The organism is Acidovorax sp. GW821-FHT10A04 (genome assembly GCF_059415825.1).
The window spans coordinates 145,052-162,957 of record NZ_JBWKNZ010000012.1; the positions used below are offsets into that span (position 1 = coordinate 145,052).

The window sequence follows — 17,906 nt, forward strand, 5'->3', positions numbered from 1 at the left end:
CAGCACGCATGCGCGCAGCACTCTGGCTCCTGGCGTTGTTTGGCGTGGCCGTCGCGGCTGCGCTGTTTGCGGGCAACAACCAGGGCACCGTCACCCTCTACTGGCCCCCGTACCGGGTCGACCTGTCGCTGAACATGGTGGTTCTGCTGCTCGTGGGCGGCTTCGTCACTGTGCATGCCGCCCTGCGGGCCCTGGCGGCCCTGCTGGAGCTGCCGCACCAGGCGCGCCGCTGGCGCGTGCAGCAAAAGGAACGCGCCATGCACAGCGCGCTGCTCGACGCCATGACGCACCTGCTGGGCGGGCGCTTCATCCGTTCGCGCAAGGCGGCCGTGGCCGCACTGGCCCAGGAAAACGCGCTGGCCGCCGCGGGCGAATCGGTGCCGCACAGCCACCAGCTGCGCTCGCTGGCCCACCTGGTGGCGGCCGAAGGCTCCCATGCCCTGCAGGACACCGCCACGCGCGACAGCCACCTGCAGCGCGCGCTCGAAGACGCGCCCGCGCGCGGCACCGCGCTGGAGCAGGAGCTGCGCGAAGGCGCCCAGATGCGCGCCGCGCGCTGGACGCTGGACGACCGCGACGCCGATGCCGCCCTCGAATGGCTGGCCTCCCTGCCCCAAGGCGCCGCACGCCGCACCCTGGCGCTGCGCATCAAGCTCAAGGCCACGCGGCTGGCCCGCCGCACCCAGGAGGCACTGGACACGGCCCGCCTGCTGGCCAAGCACCGCGCCTTCTCGCCCACGGCGGCGCAGAGCATCGTGCGCGGCCTGGCCACCGAACTCATCCACAGCGCCCACGACACAGCACAGTTGCGCCGCGTCTGGGACGACCTGGAAACCGCCGAGCGCAACATGCCCGAGCTGGCCATCCAGGCCGCGCAACGCATGGCCGCCCTGGGCGGCGATGCCAACCAGGTGCGCGCCTGGCTACAGCCGGTATGGGAACGCATGGCGGAACTGCCCGACGCGCTGGCCGAACACCATGCCCTGAAGCTGGTGCGCGCGCTCGAGTCGGGCCTGGATGCCGTGGACGCCGCCTGGCTGGCCCGCATCGAAGCCGCCCAGCAGGCCAACCCGCGCGATGCGCGCCTGCAGTACCTGGCCGGCATGGCCTGCCTCAAGCGCCAGCTCTGGGGCAAGGCCCAGCAGCTGCTGACCCAGGCGGCCCACCAGCTGTCCGACGCCAGCCTGCGCGCCAGCGCCTGGCGCCACCTGGCGGAACTGGCCGAGCAGCGGGGCGACGAGCCCGCCGCCGCCGAGGCCTGGAAAAAAGCCGCACTCGCCCGCTGACCGGGCAGGCGAGGGTGCCCGCCCATCCCCTGGCCATCTACCGGCCATCTCTCTGCGCCCGCCTTTTGGCGAACAAGAGGGAACTTTGAGCGCAAACCCCCTATCAATTCAGTTTTTTTGAACTGAAGCATCAATCCTGCTGAAGCCGAACGCGCTGGCAGCTTCCTACACTGCGCTCATCGCGGAGCCTTGTGCGCACGGCACAGGGTGCGGCGTGCGGGGCAGCGAAGGATGCGCCAGCCCGAAAAAAACTGCACCCACCGCTTGCTGCCCACCCCTGCCCGCCACCCCACTGCCGATCCCACCACGATGCCCCACTCCACGCCGCCCTCCACCAGCCGACCGGCCCGCTACACCCGCACCGCCATGCTGATGCACTGGGTGCTGGGCCTGGCCCTGATCGGCGCCTTCTGCGTCGGCCTGTACATGACCAGCCTGCCCTTCTCGCCAGCACGCCTCAAACTCTACAACTGGCACAAATGGGCCGGCGTCACCATCCTCACGCTGTCCGTGCTGCGCATCCTGTGGCGCGCGACGCACCGCCCGCCGGCCCTGCCGGCCGCCATGGTCCAGGCCATGCCGCGCTGGCAGGCCCTGGCGCACCACGCCACGCACGGCCTGCTGTACCTGCTGTTCCTGGCCGTGCCGCTGATCGGCTGGGCCTACAGCTCGGCGGCGGGCTTTCCCATCGTCTTCCTGGGCCTGTGGCAACTGCCCGACTTCGTGCCCGTGAACAAGGAACTGGCCGAGGCCATCAAGCCCTGGCACCTGTACACCGCCTGCACCATGGCCGCCCTGGTGGTGCTGCACGTGGCCGCCGCGCTCAAGCACCAGTTCATCGACCGCGACGGCCTGATCGGCCGCATGCTGCCCGGCCCGCGCTGAGCCCTCCCCCCTTCCCCGTTCTTTCGCACCGATTTTTCAGGAGCCTCCATGCAAGCATCTTCCTTCGTCTCGAGCCTCGTGCTGGGTGCCGCCGTGCTGGCCGCACCGTCCGCCTTCGCACAGCAGCAACTGGTCCCCGCGCAGAGCGAGGTGCAGTTCACCGCGCGCCAGATGGGCGTGCCGCTCGAGGGCCATTTCAAGAAGTTCGATGCCAAGGTGGCGTTCGATCCGGCCAAGCCCGACACCAGCAAGATCAGCTTCACCGTGGACACCGGCAGCGCCACACTGGGCTCGCGCGAGACCGACGCCGAGCTGCCCAAGGCCACTTGGTTCAACGTGCCCAAGTTCCCGCAGGCCGCGTTCGAATCCACCACCATCAAGGCGCTTGGCGGCGGCAAGTTCGAAGTGGCCGGCAAGCTCACCATCAAGGGCAATGCGCAGAACGTGGTCGTGCCCGTGACGCTGGCCCAGAGCGGCGCCACCACCACGGCCACCGGCACCCTGCCGATCAAGCGCCTGGCCTTCAAGATCGGCGAGAACGAGTGGGCCGACACCTCCATGGTGGCCGACGACGTGACCGTCAAGTTCAAGCTCGCGCTGACCGGCGTGGCCAAGCTCTGATCACCGCACCCTTTCCTTTCGCGTTTCCTTTCCCTTGACCCTTCCTTTTTCAGGAGTTGTTTACATGCGCAAGTCTTCGTTCGCCCTGCTCGCCCTGGCCGCAGCCGCCGTTCTGTCCACGGGCGCAGCCCAGGCCCAGAGCGCCGCGTACGCCATCGATCCGACGCACACCTTCGTGACCTTCGAGATCGGCCACTTCGGCGCCACGACCAACCGCGGCCGCTTCGACAAGAAGGAAGGCACCGTGCAGTTCGACCGCGCCGGCAAGACCGGCAAGGTGGAGATCACCGTGGACACCACCTCCATCAACTCGGGCACGCCGCCCTTCGACAAGCACCTGCAAAGCGCTGACCTGTTCAACGCCGCCAAGTACCCCACCATCAAGTTCGTCTCCGACAAGTTCACCTTCAACGGCGACAAGGTCAGCGAAGTGAGCGGCCAGCTGACGCTGCTGGACAAGACCAACCCCGTGACCCTGAAGGCCACGCAGTTCACCTGCTACCAGAGCCCCATGCTCAAGCGCGAAGTCTGCGGCGGCGACTTCGAAGCCACCATCGACCGCACCCAGTGGGGCCTGGACTACGGCGTGCAGTACGGCTTCCCCAAGAACGTGCGCCTGGTGGTGCAGATCGAAGCCATCAAGCAGTAATCCACCACGGACTTTCCGGTCCGCACAAGCCACCCGCGGCATGGCCGCGGGTGGCTTTTTTCATGCCAGGCGGGCATCGGGCCGCCAGCCTTCGGCATGCCATGCCCAGACATGCGTGGGCGCCAGCGCCGACAGGAAATGCAGGTCGTGCGAGGCCACCAGCAGGGCTCCCGTGAAACCCTGCAGCGCTGCCTGCAAGGCCTCCACCGAGGCCAGGTCCAGGTGGTTGGTGGGCTCGTCCAGCAGCAGCATCTGCGCCGGCTCGCCGCCCCACAGCGCGCAGGCCAGCGCGGCCTTGGTGCGCTCGCCGCCGCTGAGCACGCCCGCGGGCCGCTGCACGCGGTCGGCATCCAGCCCCAGCTGCGCCAGGCGCGTGCGCAAGGTGGCCTCGGGCAGGGGCGAGCCCAGTTCGGCCAGACGCTGCAGCACGCTCGCGTGCGGCGGCAGCAACTGCGCGTTGTGCTGGTCCAGCCAGGTCGCGCGCACGCCGCGCACTACCCGGCCCGAGGCAGGTGCCACCTGCCCGGCCACCAGGCGCAGCAGGGTGCTTTTGCCGCAGCCATTGGGGCCGGTGATGGCAATGCGCACCGGGCCGTGCCATGCGCCGTCGATGGCCGCCAGCGTGGGCGGTGCGAACGGCGCGCGCGCCTGCTCCAGCGCCAGCACCTGCTTGCCGGCGGGCACCGTGCTCTGCGGCAGGGCCAGCGCCACGGGGGTGGGGGCCGGGGCCTGTCGCACGGCCTCGCGCACGGTCGCATCCAGCTGGTCGCGCGCCTCCTGCTGGCGCTCGTGCTCGCGCCCGGCATGGGCTTCGGCACTGTTCTTCATGCGGCCCAGCAGGATGGGCGCGAGGTTGGCCGTGCGCCCCACCCGGCGCCCCTGCGCGGCGCGGCGCTGCTGCGCTTCGTGGTCACGCTGCAGCGCCTTGCGGCCCCGCTCGCGCTCGGTGCGTGCATGGTCGAGCGCCGCCTGCGCTGCGGCCCGCTCCTGGTACCGCTGCGCCGCATACAAGGCCCAGTTCCCTCCGTAGCGCCGCAGCCCGGCGGGCGCCAGTTCCACGATGGCATCCACCACGCCCAGCAGTTCCCGGTCATGGCTAGCCACGACCGCACCGCCCTGGCGTGCGGCCAACTGCTCCAGCAGCCAGCGCCGTGCACGACGGTCCAGGTGGTTGGTGGGTTCGTCGAGCACCAGCACCTGGGCGTCCGAGACAAAGGCCCCGGCCAGCGCCACGCGCATGCGCTCGCCGCCGCTCAGGCGGGCCGCGTCGCCGTCGCCTGGCAGGTGCCCCAGGCCCAGCGCCAGCAGGGCGCGCTGCCAGCGCGCGGGCAGGTCCCACTGGCCATCGGCCTGCAGCAGGTCCTCGGGCCTGCCCTGGCCCGCCTCCAGGCGCTCCAGCGCGCGCAGCACGGGTGCCAGGCCCGCCAGGTCGGCCACGGTGCTGCCGGGGCCGCCCTGCACCTCCTGCGCCACGGCATGCAGGCGTGCGCTGTGCAGCACCGTGCCGGCAGTGGGCTGCAGCCGGCCCAGCAGCAGTTGCAGGAACACGCTCTTGCCCACGCCGTTGGCGCCCACGATGCCCGCGGTGCCGGCGCCCAGGGCCACCGTCAACGGGGCGTTCCACAGCGGCTGGCCATCGGGCAGCACCCAGGTGACGTCCTGGAACTGGAGCGGGGAAAAGGAAGAAAAGGAGGAAGCGGCGGCAGCCCTGCTGCCGCCACGGGCGCGGGGGCCCGAAAAATCGTTGGTCGTCGCCATGCCTGAAGCACTCCACGGTCACCACACAACCGCACCTGTGCCAAGGCCAGGGCGGAACAGCGTGAAAGCGGGCTTACAGGCGCATCGGTGAAGACACCTCGGGTGGTTTGGCGAGGAGCGCAATGTACCGCAAATACCCACGCCTTCAAAATTCTCTTTACGTAAATCAATTACGAATAGTAGAATTTCACCACCGACCAAGGAGACAACGCATGAATGCCGTTCTGAAGCCCGACCTCGCCAGCCTGCCCGCACCTGCTGCCGTCCAGCAGCTGCACCATTACGCCTATAAGGCGCGCGACGCCGAGGAAACCCGCCAGTTCTATGAAGACATCCTGGGCCTGCCGCTGTACCACATCATCCAGAGCGACTACGTGCCCAGCACGGGCGAGTACTGCCCCTACACGCATTTCTTCTTTCGCCTGAAGGACGGCTCCTTCATCGCCTTCTTCGACCTGGGCGACGACGTGAAGGCCGAGCCCTCGCCCAACACGCCGCTGTGGGTCAACCACATCTCGTTCCGCGTGGACACGGTGCAGGAACTGGAAAACACCAAGGCGCGCCTGGAAGCCTTCGGCATCGAGGTGCTGGGCGTGACCGACCACCACATCTTCAAGAGCATCTACTTCTTCGACCCCAACGGCATCCGCCTGGAGCTGACCGCGCAGCTCGCCGATGCACAGGCCATGGAAAAGGACAGCACCGTGGCCCACGCCCGCCTGAAGGAATGGACGGCCCGCAAGGAGCAGTGGCGCAAGGAGCGCGCCGAGGGCAAGGCGGCCGAGCCGCTCAAGCCCCAGAGCAACGACCGGCCGGAATTCGCCAAGGGCTGAAGCCTGCCCCGCCGCAAAAGGAAAAGGCGCCACCCTTTCGGGCGGCGCCTTTTGCATTGCTGCACAGGCCGGTAGCTACGCAGCGTCCAGCTCCGCCAGCAGGTCGCTGGTGGTGGCGGCTTCGAGCAGCGCGCGCGTATAGGGCTGCTGCGGCCGGTCGAAGATGTCGGCCACGCTGCCCTCTTCGACGATGCGGCCGTTCTCCATCACGATGATGCGGTCGGCGATCTCGGACACCACGGCCAGGTTGTGCGAGATGAACAGGCAGCCGAAGCCGCGCTCGGCCTGCAGGCGCCGGAGCAGCTCCAGCACCTGCTTCTGGATCGTCATGTCCAGGGCCGAAACGGGCTCGTCGGCCACCACGAAGGCGGGCTTGCGCACCAGGGCGCGCGCAATCGCCACGCGCTGGCGCTGGCCGCCCGACAGGGCATGCGGGTAGCGTTCGCCAAAGCCGGCCAGACCCACCTCGGCCAGCATGGCATCCACCGTGGCCTGCAGGGCATCGCGCGTGAGCAGCGGGCCGTGGCGCAGCGGCTCGGCGACGATGTCGCGCACGCGCTGGCGCGGGTCGAGCGAAGAGTACGGGTCCTGGAACACCAGCTGGCAGGCCAGCCGGAACTCGCGCCGCCCGGCAGCATCGGCCTGGCCCAGCGAAGTGCCGCGAAAGCACACGTCGCCGCCCGCCACGGGCAACAGGCCGATCATGGCGCGGCCCAGTGTGGTCTTGCCCGAGCCCGAGCCCCCCACCACGGCCACCACCTCGCCCGGCTGGATGGCCAGCGACACCCCGCGCACCGCCAGCTTGGGCGCGGCCTTGGACAGCCAACCCTGGCGCGCGCCCGGAAAGCTCACATGCACGTCCCGGGCCTCGATCAGCGGCGCCTGCACGGGGCGCGCCGGGCGCTGGGCGCTGCGCTGGGGCAGTGCCTCGATGAGGCTTCGGGTATAGGCCTGGCGCGGCGCAGTAAGCACACTGCGCACCGCGCCGGCCTCGACCAGCCGGCCCTTTTCGAGCACCACCACCGACTGCGCGTAGCGCGCCACCAGCCCCAGGTCGTGCGTGATCAGCAGCACCGCCGTGCCCTCGGTGCGCGTGAGCTCGGCCATGATCTCCATCACCTCGCGCTGGCTCAGCGAATCGAGCGCCGTGGTGGGCTCGTCGGCGATCAACAGGCGCGGCTTGAGCAGCATGACCGAGGCCAGCATGATGCGCTGGCGCATGCCGCCCGAGAACTGGTGCGGGTAGGCGGCCAGGCAGCGCTCGGGGTCGGCGATCTGCACGCGGCGCAGCATGGCGATGGCGCGCTCGCGCGCCTGGGCCGTGCTCACCTTCTCGTGCAGGCGCAGGCCCTCGAAAAGCTGCTCGGCAATGGTCATCGCGGGGTTGAGCGAGACCATGGGCTCCTGGAACACCATGCCCACGTCGCAGCCGCACAAAGCGCGCAGCGACTGCGCCGACAGCGTGCCCACGTCGCGGCCCTGCAGCAGCACGCTGCCGCCGCTCTGGCGCACCTGGGGCGGCAGCAGGCCCATCACGGCACGCCCGGCCATGGTCTTGCCGCTGCCCGACTCGCCCACCAGGGCCACCACGCCACCGGCGGGCACGTCGAAGGAGACGGCGTCCAGCAGCGGACGGGCGTGGGGGCCGTGCACCGTGAGCTCACGCACGGACAAGAGCGGCAACGGGTTCTTCTCGGTCGTCATGTCGGTTCTTTCCGCCAAGGGGTAGGACGATGGCCGCATCAGCGGTGCTCCATGCGCGGGTCGAGCCAGTCGCGCAGCGCATCGCCCAGCAGGTTCACGCCGAGCAGCGTGAGCGCGATGCAGGCACCGGGCGCAATGCCCAGCCAGGCGGCGGTCTCGATGTAGGGCCGGCCCGAGGCCAGCATGTTGCCCCAGGTGGGCGCGGGCGGCGGCACGCCCAGGCCCAGGAAGCTCAGCGCGCTCTCGGCCAGGATGACCCAGCCGAACATCGACGTGGCCAGCACCACCAGGGGCGCCACGCAGTTGGGCAGGATGTGCGCGAACACCGTGCGCAGGCCGGAGTTGCCGATGACCTCGGAGGCCTCGATGTACTCCTTCTCGCGCAGCGACAGCACCGAACCGCGCACCACGCGCACCGCCGTGGGCGCATAGGCCAGGCCCAGCGCGACGATGATGCCCCACTGGTTGGCGCCCACGATGACCATCACGCCCAGGGCCAGCAGGATGCCGGGGAAGGCCAGCATGGCATCGTTGAAGACCATCAGCACCCGGTCCAGCCAGCCGCGGAAGTAGCCGGCCACCAGGCCGATCACCACGCCCAGCACCAGCGCCAGCGCCACGGTGAGTGCGGCCACCACCAGGCTGGTGCCGGCCCCGGCCATCAGGCGCGAGAGGATGTCGCGGCCGAATTCGTCGGTGCCCAGCAGGTAGGTGCCCGAGGGCGGCTGCAGCCGCTGGCGCAGCGCCACGCCCATGGGGTTGTAGGGGGTCCAGAACACCGACAGCAGGGCCATGGCGCCCACCAGGGCCACCAGCAGGCCCCCGACCAGGGCATTGGTACGCAGACGTTTCATCAAGCGCTTGATCATCATCATGACGCGGACACCCGGGGATCGAACAGGGGATAGCACAGGTCCACCACGAGGTTGACGAGCACGTAGATGGCGGCCGTGAACAGCAGGCAGCCCTGCACCACGGGGTAGTCGCGCGCAAAGATCGCGTCCACCAGCAGACGGCCCAGGCCGGGCAGGGTGAACACCGTCTCCAGCACCGCGATGCCGCCCAGCAGGTTGCCGAGCACCAGGCCGATCATGGTCCAGGTGGGCGCAAACGCATTGGGCAGCACATGGCGCAGCAGCACGCGCCGCTCCGACAGGCCCTTGGCGCGCGCATGCGTCACGTACTCCAGGCGCAGCACCTCCACGGCGCTGGCACGCGCCATGCGGGTCAGGATGCCGAGCTCGATCAGCGCCAGCGTGATGGTCGGCAGCACCAGGAAGGACAGCGCCGAGCGCCAGTCCTCGCTGAAGGGCACGTAGCCCACCACCGGCACCAGGCCGAGCTTGAGGCCCACGAACAGCAGCAGGAGCAGGCCCAGCCAGAAGCTCGGAATGGACAGGAAGAACGTGGCGGCGGCCACCACCATGGTGTCGAGCACGCTGTTCTGCTTCCACGCGGCCAGCAGGCCGGCGGGCACGGCCAGCAGCGCGGCCAGGGCCACGGCCACGAGCACGATGGCGGCACTTACCTGGAAGCGCTCGAGCAGCAGCGGCAGCACGGCCTCACCGCTGGTGATGGAGTGGCCCAGGTCGCCCTGCAGCATCTTGCCGAGCCACAGCGTGAACTGCACGGGGATCGGCCGGTCGAGCCCGAACTGGGCATGCAGGTCGGCCAGTTGCTCGGGCGTGGCGCTGTCACCGAGGATGAGCAGCGCCGGATCGCCCGGCACCAGGCGCATGAGCACGAAGACCATCAGGCTCACGAGAAACAGGGTCGGCAGCGTCCACAGCAGGCGCCGGCCGACATAGGCGGGGAAGGAGGAACCCATGGTGTGTGAATCCGGTCAGCAGGCCATCGGCTTCACGGGGCGCGCAGCGCCACGCCCCAGGCCCGCGGCGTACCCAGCGCCCAGCCCTTGTAGCCCTTGGCGTAGGAGCGGGCGGCACTGGTGTTCACGGCCGAGTACATGAAGATCGCCGGCACATCCTCGCGCATGCGGGCTTCGAGCCTGTCGAACAAGGCCTGGCGCTGGGCCACGTCGCTGGTTTCCATGCTCTTGGCCAGCAGTTCGTGCGCCAGGGGTTCGTCCCACACCTTGCGCGGCTGCTTGTCCTTGGGGCCGGTCACCATCTCGTACGACAGGGCCGGGTCGAGCCGGGCCGAGAAGGTGAAGGCCATGGCCTGGTAGCTGCCCTTGGTGTAGCGGTCGAGCAGCGTGGCCCAGTCGAGCACCTCGACCTCGGCCTTGATGCCCGCCTCCTGCACCATGGCCTGGGTCAGCACGGCGATGTTGAACACGCTGTTGTAGCGCTTGGTGGCCAGGATCTTGATGGGCTCGCCCTTGTAGCCGGCCTCGGCCAGCAGCTTTTTGGCCAGCGCCAGGTTGCGCGGCGGCACGGCGGCCTGCGGCTTCTTGTAGAAGGCGCTGGGCGTGGGCACGACCGAGCGGCTGGGCGGGGCATTGCCCGAGGTGACGGCGGCCACCAGCTCGGGCATGTCGAGCGCGAGCGCGATGGCGCGGCGGATGCGCGCATCCTTGAGCAGCGGGTCGCGCGTCTGGAACAGCAGGCCCTGCACGTTCATGGTGGCCTGGGTTTCCATCAGCACGTCCTTGCGGCCCTTGTACTCGGCCATGTCCTCGTCGTTGATGTCGTAGTTCAGGTCGATGCCGCCCGAGAACAGCGCGGCCTTGGCGGCCGAGGCATCGGGGATGATGATGAAGCGCACCTTGGGCGTCTCGGCGATCTTGGCGCCGGTGTTGCCGTCGCGCGGGCCGGGCAGCGCCGCATAGCCGTCGTTGCGCAAGAGCTCGATGTACTGGCCGCGCTTCCACTCCCCGAGCTTGTAGGGCCCGGTGGCCACGGGCTCGCGCCACTTGCCGTCGGCCTCGAGCGAGCTGCGGTGGTAGATGCCGGTGCCGCCGCAGTCCACGCGCGCCAGCGTCGCCAGGAACAGGGCCGAGGGCTTGTCCAGCGTGTAGACCACGGTGCCGGCATCGGGCACCTCCACCTTGAGCACCTTGGCCAGGCCGCGCCCGTCGAACTCGGCCAGGCAGCGCCAGTTGTTGGCCGGGACCATGTAGCGGTTCCAGGCGAAGAGCACGTCATCGGCCGTGAGCGGCGCGCCGTTGTGGAATTTCACGCCCTGGCGCAGCTTGAAGGTGTAGGTCTTGCCGTCAGCCGAGGTGCTGACCGACTGGGCCAGCAGCGGCGCCACGGAGGCGTCCTCGCGGTAGGCCACCAGGCCTTCGAGCACGTGCATCATCACCGCGTCGGTGTTGTTGTCGCGGTTGACGCCGGGGTCGGTGGAGCGGATGTCGGCATTCAGGCGGATGCGCAGGGTATCGGCCTGCGGCTGGGCCTGGGCCAGGCCGAACGTGCACAAGCCGGCGAGCAGGGCCAGGCCTCTGGACAGCCAGCGCGAGGGGGCAGTAGTCATCTCGGGGTCCTTTCTTCGGGGGGCAGGCGAGCGGAGGGGCGGCGGGCGCGCTCAGGCCAGCGCCAGCTGGCGCTCCAGGTCCAGGCGGTAGGCCTGGAAACTGCGGCTGAGCGCGGGCAGCATGGCCACCTCCATCTCGCCCAGGGCCGGCTCCATCACCACCATGGCCACGGTGGCCGAGAGGTTGCTGCTGGAGTTGGGGCGCGGCGGGCGGCACACCGACCAGGGCGACTGGAAGTCGTCGAACAGCGCGGCTTTGATGTGCTCGCGCGTAAGCGCACCGATGTGCGGCTCGACCAGCGCGCGCACGCGCAGGTCGCGGTAGAGCGAGTCGGGCGTGTTCACGATGCCCATGTCCTTGACCTTGGCCAGCGCGATCGGGCTCTGGAAGTGGTTGGCATGCACGATGACACCGCGCTCCGGGTGGATCTGGAAGGTCTCGTCGGGCGCGCACTCGAAGTCGATGGCCACGCCGGTGGCGTGCGAGACCATCACGTTGTTGGACGCCGACTTGGGCGTGCAGTAGACGATGCGCATGGCCAGGGCCAGCTGCACCTGCTCCAGCGCCTTGCGGCGCAGCAGGGCCAGCGGCACGCCGAGCTGGCGGTAGTCACGGTCGGACTCCAGATAGTTGGCGGTGATGGAGATGCCCGCAGAATTCATGCCCGAGCGGGCCAGCCCCCCGGCTTCGGTGAAGGTCAGGATATCCGGGCCATCGTCGCGCAGCACACGCAGCACCACGGCGGTTTCGGCGCACTCGGCCTTCCAATCCCAGTTCTGGGCATGGATCACGCGGCCTGAGGCCGTGGCTTCGGGCATGGCCACCACGCCGGTGCAGCCATCGGGGTCGATCTGCGCGGGCTGGCCCTTGCGGCGGCGGTCGGCGAGCTTGAGGATCTCGGTGCGCGCATTGAGCATCACCACGGCCTCGTACGACACGCCGGCCCCCTCGGCGATGCCACGCATCTCATCCAGGTAGGCGGCATCGAAGGCCTCGATGGTCGGCTCGAAGGTCTTCACCAGCGTGCCGATCTCGGGCCAGCCGAGTTGGCTGCCCTCCAGCTGGGTGGAGTAATGTTCGATGCCGCGCAGGATGCGCGCCTTGGCCTGTTCGCCATACTGGCGGCCACGCTCGCGCGGTGCACCGCGGACCTCGATCAGCGGGCAGGAAGGAATGGGCTGCTGGGCGCCCCAAGGGAAAGTCTGGTCCATGGCGATGGGTGGAGTGAGCGATCATCGATCGATGGATTGAATTGTATTTTGTAGAATAAAAAACATCAACTGTTTCAAGCTATGGTTTCTACCCCCCTGCATCTGGAGCTGGCCGACCGCATCAGCCGCCTCATCCACGAGGACGGCCTGGCAGCCGGTGCGCGCCTCAATGAAAACCAGCTCGCCGAGCGCCTGGGCGTCTCGCGCACGCCGGTGCGCGCCGCGCTTGACCACCTCGCGCAGCAGGGCTTTGCCGAGCGCAAGCCGCACCGCGGGGTGGAACTGCTGCAGGTACCGCCCCTGCCCGCGCCCGCCCGCGAGGCGGCCGACGGCAGCGACGAACTGCTCAGGCGCATCGCCTACGACCGCCAGCATGGCAACCTGGGCGAATACGTCTCCGAGAAGGAGCTGATGGAAGCCTACGACCTGGGCCGCCCGGCCATCCGCAATGCGCTGGAGCGCCTGGCCGACCTCGGCGCCATCGAGCCCAAGCTTGGCTACGGCTGGCGCTTTGCCACGGGCGCCTGGGACGCCAGCGTGCGCCACGAGAGCTACCGCTACCGCATGGTGATCGAGCCCGCGGCCATCCGCGAGCCCGGATTTGCCTTGCCTGCCGCCTGGGCGCAGGACATGCGCCAGCAGCACGAGGCGTTTCTGCGCACGCTGTCGGAGGAGTCGTCGAGCATCGCCTTCTTCGAGATGAATGCGGCCTTCCACGAGGGCGTGGCGGCCGCCTCGGGCAACCGTTTCTTCCACATGGACATCCAGCGCCAGAACCGCCTGCGCCGCCTGTCCAACTACGACTGGAAATACGGCCGCGAGCGCATGGAGGTGAACTGCCGCGAGCACCTGGAGATGCTGGACCGCATGCAGGCGGGCGACCAGGAACTGGCTGCCTTGCTGATGCTGCGCCATCTGGACGTGGCCAGCCGTTTGCGACCTCCTAAATTGACTCCCCCTGAGGCGCTTCGCGCCTCCCCCCCCTGAGGGGGACGCCTCCCCAGGTTGGAAACGCCGCCTTTGCGGCGGGGCGGCCCTTGCGCGGGGGCACTGGGCTGGATCGCGTCAGTTATTGCAACCCACCCGCATTGATTTTTGTTTAAACAAAAAACATAATGACGGAAATTGCAGCCCTCACCGAAAGCCCCATGACCTCCGCCCCCCACCCCAGCGCCCCCAACGACACCGCCTTCTGGCTCCCTTTCACCGCCCAGCGCCAGTTCCAGCAGCAGCCCATGCTGTTCACCGCCGCCCAGGGCATGCACTACACCACCGACGATGGCCGCCAGGTGCTCGACGCCATGGCCGGCCTGTGGTGCTGCAACGCCGGCCACGGCCAGCCGCGCATCACCGAGGCGATCCGCGAGGCCGCGGGCCGCATGGACTTCGTCTCGTCGTTCAAGATGAGCCACCCGGCCGCCTTCACGCTGGCCCGGCGCATCGCCGACCTGGCACCCGATGGCATGGACCATGTGTTCTTCACCAACTCGGGCTCCGAGGCGGTGGACACGGCGCTCAAGATCGCGCGCGCCTACCACCAGGCGCGCGGCGATGCGCGCCGCACCCTGCTGGTGGGCCGCGCCAAGGGCTACCACGGCATGGGCTTCGGCGGCCTGTCGGTGGCCGGCATCGGGCGCCACAAGCGCGACTTCGGCCCGCTGCTGCCCGACACCGCCCACCTGCCCCTGCCCTACGACGCGGACGCGCGCTTCTCGCGCGGCCAGCCGCCCACGGGCGCGCACTACGCGAATGCGCTGGAGCAGTTGTTCCTGGTGCACGACCCGGCCACCATCGCGGCCGTGATCGTCGAGCCCGTGACCGGCTCGGGCGGCGTGTACCCGCCGCCCGTGGGCTACCTGCAGCGCCTGCGCGAGCTGTGCACGCAGCACGGCATCCTGTTGATCTTCGACGAGGTCATCACCGGCTTTGCGCGCGTGGGCGCCGCCTTCGGTGCCCAGGCCTTCGGCGTCACGCCGGACCTGATCTGCTGCGCCAAAGGCATGACCAACGGTGCCGTGCCCATGGGCGGCGTGGTCGCGGGCAATGCGGTCTACGAGGCCTTCATGCAGGGCTCGGCCAGCATGATCGAGCTGTTCCACGGCTACACCTACTCGGCCCATCCGCTGGCCTGCGCGGCCGGCCTGGCCACGCTGGACGTGCACGAGGAACTGGGTCTGGACGCGCGCGTGCAGGCCATCGCCCCGGTGTGGGAGGCCGCGCTGCACGCCCTGCGCGATGCGCCGCACGTGGTGGACGTGCGCAACATCGGCCTCCTGGGTGCCGTGGACCTGGCGCCGCGCGCTGGCGCCGCCGGTGCACGCGGCAATGCCGTGCATGCGGCCTGCTTCGAGGCCGGCGTGCTGATCCGCAACTCGGGCGATACGCTGGTGCTTTCGCCCCCGCTGGTGATCAGCGAGGCACAGATCCACGAGGTGGCGAACAGCATCCGCGCGGCGCTTCAGACCATCGCCTGAGCACCATGCAGGAACACCGCAACTTCTACATCGATGGCGCCTGGGTACCCGCCCTGGGCACGCGCACGCAGGACGTCATCGACCCCAGCACCGAACAGCCCGTGGCGCGCATCGCGCTGGGCGATGCACGCGACCTCGACCATGCGGTGGTTGCCGCGCGCCGCGCCTTCCCGGCCTGGGCCGCCCAGGGCCGGGAGCAGCGCCTGGCCGTGCTGCACGCCGTGATCGCCGCCTACGAAAGCCGCATGGACGAGATCGCCATGGCCATCTCGCTGGAGATGGGGGCCCCCATCACGCTGGCCCGCCAGGCGCATGCGGTGGCGGGCCTGTCGCACCTGAAGCAGGCGGCCCGGGTGCTGGCGGGCTATGCCTTCGACGAGGTGGTGAACCGCACCCGCGTGGCGCGCGAGCCGATCGGCGTGTGCGGCCTGATCACGCCCTGGAACTGGCCCATGAACCAGATCGCCTGCAAGGTGGCGCCCGCGCTGGCCGCGGGCTGCACCGTGGTGCTCAAGCCCAGCGAGACGGCACCGCTGTCGGCCCTGCTGTTCGCGCAGGTGCTGCACGCGGCGGGGGTGCCGCCGGGCGTGTTCAACCTGGTGAACGGCGACGGGCCGGGCGTGGGCGCGGCCATGGCGGCGCATGCCGACATCGACATGGTTTCCTTCACCGGCTCCACGCGGGCCGGCGTGGCCGTGGCCAAGGCGGCGGCCGACACCGTCAAGCGCGTGGCGCAGGAACTGGGTGGCAAGTCGCCCCACATCGTGGTGGACGGCGTCGACCTGCCGGCCACGATCCGCCAGGCGGCGCTGCAGTGCTTTCGCAACAGCGGCCAGTCGTGCAATGCGCCCACGCGCCTGTTGGTGCCCGCGCACCTGCACGATGCCGCCACGGCCATCGCGGTGGACGTGGCGCAGTCGCTGCGCATGGGCGATCCGCGCGACGCGGCCACCACGCTCGGCCCGGTGGCCAACGCCGTGCAGTACGGCAAGGTGCGCGAATGCATCGCCACCGGCCTGCACGAAGGCGCACAGCTCGCCACCGGCGGGCTGGAGCGGCCCCCAGGCCTGGAGCAAGGCTATTTCGTGCAGCCCACGGTGTTTGCCAACGTGCGCAACACCCTGGCCATCGCGCGCGAGGAAATCTTCGGCCCGGTGCTTTGCATCCTGCCCTATGGCAGCGAGGAAGAGGCCATCGCGATCGCCAACGACACGGTCTACGGCCTGTCGGCGGGTGTGAGCGCGCCCGACCTGGACCATGCCCGCCGCATCGCCCGGCGCCTGCGTGCCGGCATGGTGCATATCAACGGGGCCCGGGCCGACCACGCGGCGCCGTTCGGCGGCTACCGGCAGTCGGGCAACGGCCGCGAATGGGGGCGCATGGGCTTCGAGGAGTACCTGGAGGCCAAGTCCATGTTTGGGTACGAGGAGTTGGCCGCCTAGTGCGCGCTCATTCGGTGGGTGCAGGCACCGAGTGCAGCAGCATCGGGTGGTTGCCGTAGGCGTCCACGCTCTCAATCTGCACGCCGAAGCCCCACAGGCGCGCCACGTGCCGCAGCACCTCCTGCGTGTCCTCGCCCAGCGGGCGCCCCTGGTACTGGGTGTGGCGCAGGGTCAGGCTGCGGTCGCCGCGCAGGTTCACGTTCCACACCTGGATGTTGGGCTCGCGCGTGCCCAGGTCGTACTGCTGCGACAGCATCTGGCGCAGGTTGCGGTAGCCGTTCTCGTCGTGGATCTCGCTGACCACCAGCTCGTTCACGCGGGCGTCGTCGTGCAGGGCGAACAGGCGCATCTCGCGCATCAGGTGCGGGCTCAGGTACTGGCCGACGAAGCTCTCGTCCTTGAAGTTGCGCATGGCATGGTCGAGCGTGGGCAGCCAGGGGGCGCCCGCGATGTCGGGGAACCAGCGCTTGTCTTCGGGCGTGGGGTTCTGGCAGATGCGCTGGATGTCGCGGTACATGGCAAAACCCAGCGCGTAGGGGTTGATGCCGCTGTAGGCGCGGTGCCCCACGGGGGGCTGGAAGATCACGTTGGTGTGCGAGCCCAGCCACTCGACCATCACCCCGTCGCTCAGGTAGCCCTCGTCGTAGAGCGTGCTCAGCAGTGTGTAGTGCCAGAAGGTGGCCCAGCCCTCGTTCATGACCTGGCTCTGGCGCTGGGGGTAGAAGTACTGCGCGATCTTGCGCACGATGCGCACGATCTCGCGCTGCCAGGGCTCCAGCAGCGGCGCGTTCTTCTCGATGAAGTACAGGATGTTCTCCTGCGGCTCCTTCGGAAAGCGGTTGCTCTCCTGCGCCGCACCGTCCTTGCCGGGGCGCGTGGGCAGGGTGCGCCACAGCTCGTTGACCTGCTGCTGGGCATAGGACTCGCGCTGTTCGCGCTCCTGGCGCTCGCGCGCCAGGTTCTTCTTGGACGGGCGGCGGTAGCGGTCCACGCCGAAGTTGGCCAGCGCGTGGCAGGAGTCCATGAGCCGCTCCACCTCGTCGAAGCCGTAGCGCTCCTCGCACTGGGCCACGTAGTCCTTGGCATACACCAGGTAGTCGATGATGGAGGAGGCATCCGTCCACATGCGGAACAGGTAGTTGCCCTTGAAGAAGCTGTTGTGCCCGTAGGCGGCATGGGCGATCACCAGCGCCTGCATGGCGGTGGTGTTCTCCTCCATCAGGTAGCTGATGCAGGGGTTGGAGTTGATGACGATCTCGTAGGCCAGGCCCATGTGGCCGCGCCGGTAGCGCCGCTCCGTGGCCAGGAACTCCTTGCCGTAGCTCCAGTGGCGGTAGTTCACCGGCATGCCCACGCTGGAATAGGCGTCCATCATCTGCTCGGCGGTGATGACCTCGAGCTGGTTGGGGTAGGTATCGAGGCCGAAGCGCTCGGCGGTGGCGGCGATGGCCGCGTGGTAGCGATCGATCAGCTCGAAGGTCCAGTCGCTGGGATCGGGCAGGGGCTGCGCGGGCCGTGCCCCGGCAGGCAGGGGCTGCTCGGGCACGGTGCGGTGGCGGCGCTCGCCGACGATGGCAGTCTTCCACGGGTTGTCGCGCATGCGG

General features: G+C 69.3%; 15 protein-coding genes and 1 pseudogene. 8 read left to right on the top strand and 8 right to left on the bottom strand.

Annotated features, from left to right (window positions below):
- Positions 1-8: 8 nt before the first annotated feature.
- The 4 genes from AC07PF_RS23460 (at position 9) to AC07PF_RS23475 (ending at position 3,441) form a co-directional block, all read left to right on the top strand.
- Positions 9-1,286, top strand: coding sequence for a heme biosynthesis HemY N-terminal domain-containing protein (locus tag AC07PF_RS23460; protein WP_494613464.1), 1,278 nt, complete (start codon positions 9-11; stop codon positions 1,284-1,286).
- A gap of 309 nt (positions 1,287-1,595) precedes the next feature.
- On the top strand, positions 1,596-2,171 hold the full coding sequence (locus AC07PF_RS23465; RefSeq protein WP_494613465.1) for a cytochrome b: 576 nt from the start codon (positions 1,596-1,598) through the stop codon (positions 2,169-2,171).
- Between the two features lie 48 nt (positions 2,172-2,219).
- Positions 2,220-2,792 carry a YceI family protein gene (locus AC07PF_RS23470; protein WP_007858965.1) on the top strand — a complete coding sequence of 191 codons (573 nt, stop codon included), beginning with the start codon at positions 2,220-2,222 and terminating at the stop codon, positions 2,790-2,792.
- A gap of 64 nt (positions 2,793-2,856) precedes the next feature.
- Positions 2,857-3,441: a YceI family protein gene (locus tag AC07PF_RS23475; protein ID WP_494613466.1), complete on the top strand. Its 585-nt coding sequence runs from the start codon at positions 2,857-2,859 to the stop codon at positions 3,439-3,441.
- 60 nt (positions 3,442-3,501) lie between these two features.
- Here AC07PF_RS23475 and AC07PF_RS23480 read toward each other — a convergent pair whose 3' ends face one another.
- Positions 3,502-4,269 (bottom strand): ATP-binding cassette domain-containing protein, encoded by a 768-nt coding sequence (locus AC07PF_RS23480; RefSeq protein WP_494613524.1) that lies wholly within the window; start codon positions 4,267-4,269, stop codon positions 3,502-3,504.
- A gap of 332 nt (positions 4,270-4,601) precedes the next feature.
- Positions 4,602-5,199 (bottom strand): annotated as a pseudogene (locus AC07PF_RS23485) (ATP-binding cassette domain-containing protein); the annotation flags it as partial.
- A gap of 212 nt (positions 5,200-5,411) precedes the next feature.
- Between AC07PF_RS23485 and AC07PF_RS23490 the strand changes: the two are divergent.
- Positions 5,412-6,032 (top strand): VOC family protein, encoded by a 621-nt coding sequence (locus AC07PF_RS23490; RefSeq protein WP_007858971.1) that lies wholly within the window; start codon positions 5,412-5,414, stop codon positions 6,030-6,032.
- Positions 6,033-6,107: 75 nt separating this feature from the next.
- Here AC07PF_RS23490 and AC07PF_RS23495 read toward each other — a convergent pair whose 3' ends face one another.
- The 5 genes from AC07PF_RS23495 to AC07PF_RS23515 are packed head-to-tail and all read right to left on the bottom strand — an operon-like array spanning position 6,108 to position 12,386.
- Positions 6,108-7,736 carry a dipeptide ABC transporter ATP-binding protein gene (locus tag AC07PF_RS23495; RefSeq protein WP_494613467.1) on the bottom strand — a complete coding sequence of 543 codons (1,629 nt, stop codon included), beginning with the start codon at positions 7,734-7,736 and terminating at the stop codon, positions 6,108-6,110.
- Positions 7,737-7,774: 38 nt separating this feature from the next.
- Complete coding sequence (locus AC07PF_RS23500; protein WP_035205771.1) at positions 7,775-8,590, bottom strand: ABC transporter permease; 816 nt, start codon at positions 8,588-8,590, stop codon at positions 7,775-7,777.
- 17 nt (positions 8,591-8,607) lie between these two features.
- On the bottom strand, positions 8,608-9,564 hold the full coding sequence (locus AC07PF_RS23505; protein WP_007858982.1) for an ABC transporter permease: 957 nt from the start codon (positions 9,562-9,564) through the stop codon (positions 8,608-8,610).
- Positions 9,565-9,596: 32 nt separating this feature from the next.
- Complete coding sequence (locus tag AC07PF_RS23510; RefSeq protein ID WP_494613468.1) at positions 9,597-11,174, bottom strand: ABC transporter substrate-binding protein; 1,578 nt, start codon at positions 11,172-11,174, stop codon at positions 9,597-9,599.
- A 51-nt stretch (positions 11,175-11,225) separates the two neighbouring features.
- Positions 11,226-12,386: a C45 family autoproteolytic acyltransferase/hydrolase gene (locus AC07PF_RS23515; protein WP_494613469.1), complete on the bottom strand. Its 1,161-nt coding sequence runs from the start codon at positions 12,384-12,386 to the stop codon at positions 11,226-11,228.
- Between the two features lie 81 nt (positions 12,387-12,467).
- Between AC07PF_RS23515 and AC07PF_RS23520 the strand changes: the two genes are divergently transcribed.
- From AC07PF_RS23520 to AC07PF_RS23530, 3 genes are all read left to right on the top strand, one after another.
- Entirely contained in the window at positions 12,468-13,373 is a 906-nt protein-coding gene (locus AC07PF_RS23520) for a GntR family transcriptional regulator (RefSeq protein WP_494613470.1), read from the top strand.
- Positions 13,374-13,534: 161 nt separating this feature from the next.
- A complete protein-coding gene (aptA, locus tag AC07PF_RS23525; RefSeq protein ID WP_494613471.1) occupies positions 13,535-14,860 on the top strand; it encodes an omega-aminotransferase AptA in 1,326 nt (441 codons plus the stop codon).
- Between the two features lie 5 nt (positions 14,861-14,865).
- Positions 14,866-16,302, top strand: coding sequence for an aldehyde dehydrogenase family protein (locus AC07PF_RS23530; protein ID WP_494613472.1), 1,437 nt, complete (start codon positions 14,866-14,868; stop codon positions 16,300-16,302).
- A gap of 7 nt (positions 16,303-16,309) precedes the next feature.
- Here AC07PF_RS23530 and AC07PF_RS23535 read toward each other — a convergent pair whose 3' ends face one another.
- The gene (locus tag AC07PF_RS23535) at positions 16,310-17,902 is read right to left on the bottom strand and encodes a SpoVR family protein (protein ID WP_494613525.1); all 1,593 of its coding nucleotides are present in this window, start codon (positions 17,900-17,902) and stop codon (positions 16,310-16,312) included.
- Positions 17,903-17,906 lie beyond the last annotated feature (4 nt).

What these genes read in the sequence shown, in the direction of transcription:
- AC07PF_RS23460 (WP_494613464.1), top strand. Translation starts at nt 9, where the DNA reads ATGCGCGCAGCACTCTGGCTCCTGGCGTTGTTTGGCGTGGCCGTCGCG.
- AC07PF_RS23465 (WP_494613465.1), top strand. Translation starts at nt 1,596, where the DNA reads ATGCCCCACTCCACGCCGCCCTCCACCAGCCGACCGGCCCGCTACACC.
- AC07PF_RS23470 (WP_007858965.1), top strand. Translation starts at nt 2,220, where the DNA reads ATGCAAGCATCTTCCTTCGTCTCGAGCCTCGTGCTGGGTGCCGCCGTG.
- AC07PF_RS23475 (WP_494613466.1), top strand. Translation starts at nt 2,857, where the DNA reads ATGCGCAAGTCTTCGTTCGCCCTGCTCGCCCTGGCCGCAGCCGCCGTT.
- AC07PF_RS23480 (WP_494613524.1), bottom strand. Translation starts at nt 4,269, where the DNA reads ATGAAGAACAGTGCCGAAGCCCATGCCGGGCGCGAGCACGAGCGCCAG.
- AC07PF_RS23490 (WP_007858971.1), top strand. Translation starts at nt 5,412, where the DNA reads ATGAATGCCGTTCTGAAGCCCGACCTCGCCAGCCTGCCCGCACCTGCT.
- AC07PF_RS23495 (WP_494613467.1), bottom strand. Translation starts at nt 7,736, where the DNA reads ATGACGACCGAGAAGAACCCGTTGCCGCTCTTGTCCGTGCGTGAGCTC.
- AC07PF_RS23500 (WP_035205771.1), bottom strand. Translation starts at nt 8,590, where the DNA reads ATGAAACGTCTGCGTACCAATGCCCTGGTCGGGGGCCTGCTGGTGGCC.
- AC07PF_RS23505 (WP_007858982.1), bottom strand. Translation starts at nt 9,564, where the DNA reads ATGGGTTCCTCCTTCCCCGCCTATGTCGGCCGGCGCCTGCTGTGGACG.
- AC07PF_RS23510 (WP_494613468.1), bottom strand. Translation starts at nt 11,174, where the DNA reads ATGACTACTGCCCCCTCGCGCTGGCTGTCCAGAGGCCTGGCCCTGCTC.
- AC07PF_RS23515 (WP_494613469.1), bottom strand. Translation starts at nt 12,386, where the DNA reads ATGGACCAGACTTTCCCTTGGGGCGCCCAGCAGCCCATTCCTTCCTGC.
- AC07PF_RS23520 (WP_494613470.1), top strand. Translation starts at nt 12,468, where the DNA reads ATGGTTTCTACCCCCCTGCATCTGGAGCTGGCCGACCGCATCAGCCGC.
- aptA (WP_494613471.1), top strand. Translation starts at nt 13,535, where the DNA reads ATGACCTCCGCCCCCCACCCCAGCGCCCCCAACGACACCGCCTTCTGG.
- AC07PF_RS23530 (WP_494613472.1), top strand. Translation starts at nt 14,866, where the DNA reads ATGCAGGAACACCGCAACTTCTACATCGATGGCGCCTGGGTACCCGCC.
- AC07PF_RS23535 (WP_494613525.1), bottom strand. Translation starts at nt 17,902, where the DNA reads ATGCGCGACAACCCGTGGAAGACTGCCATCGTCGGCGAGCGCCGCCAC.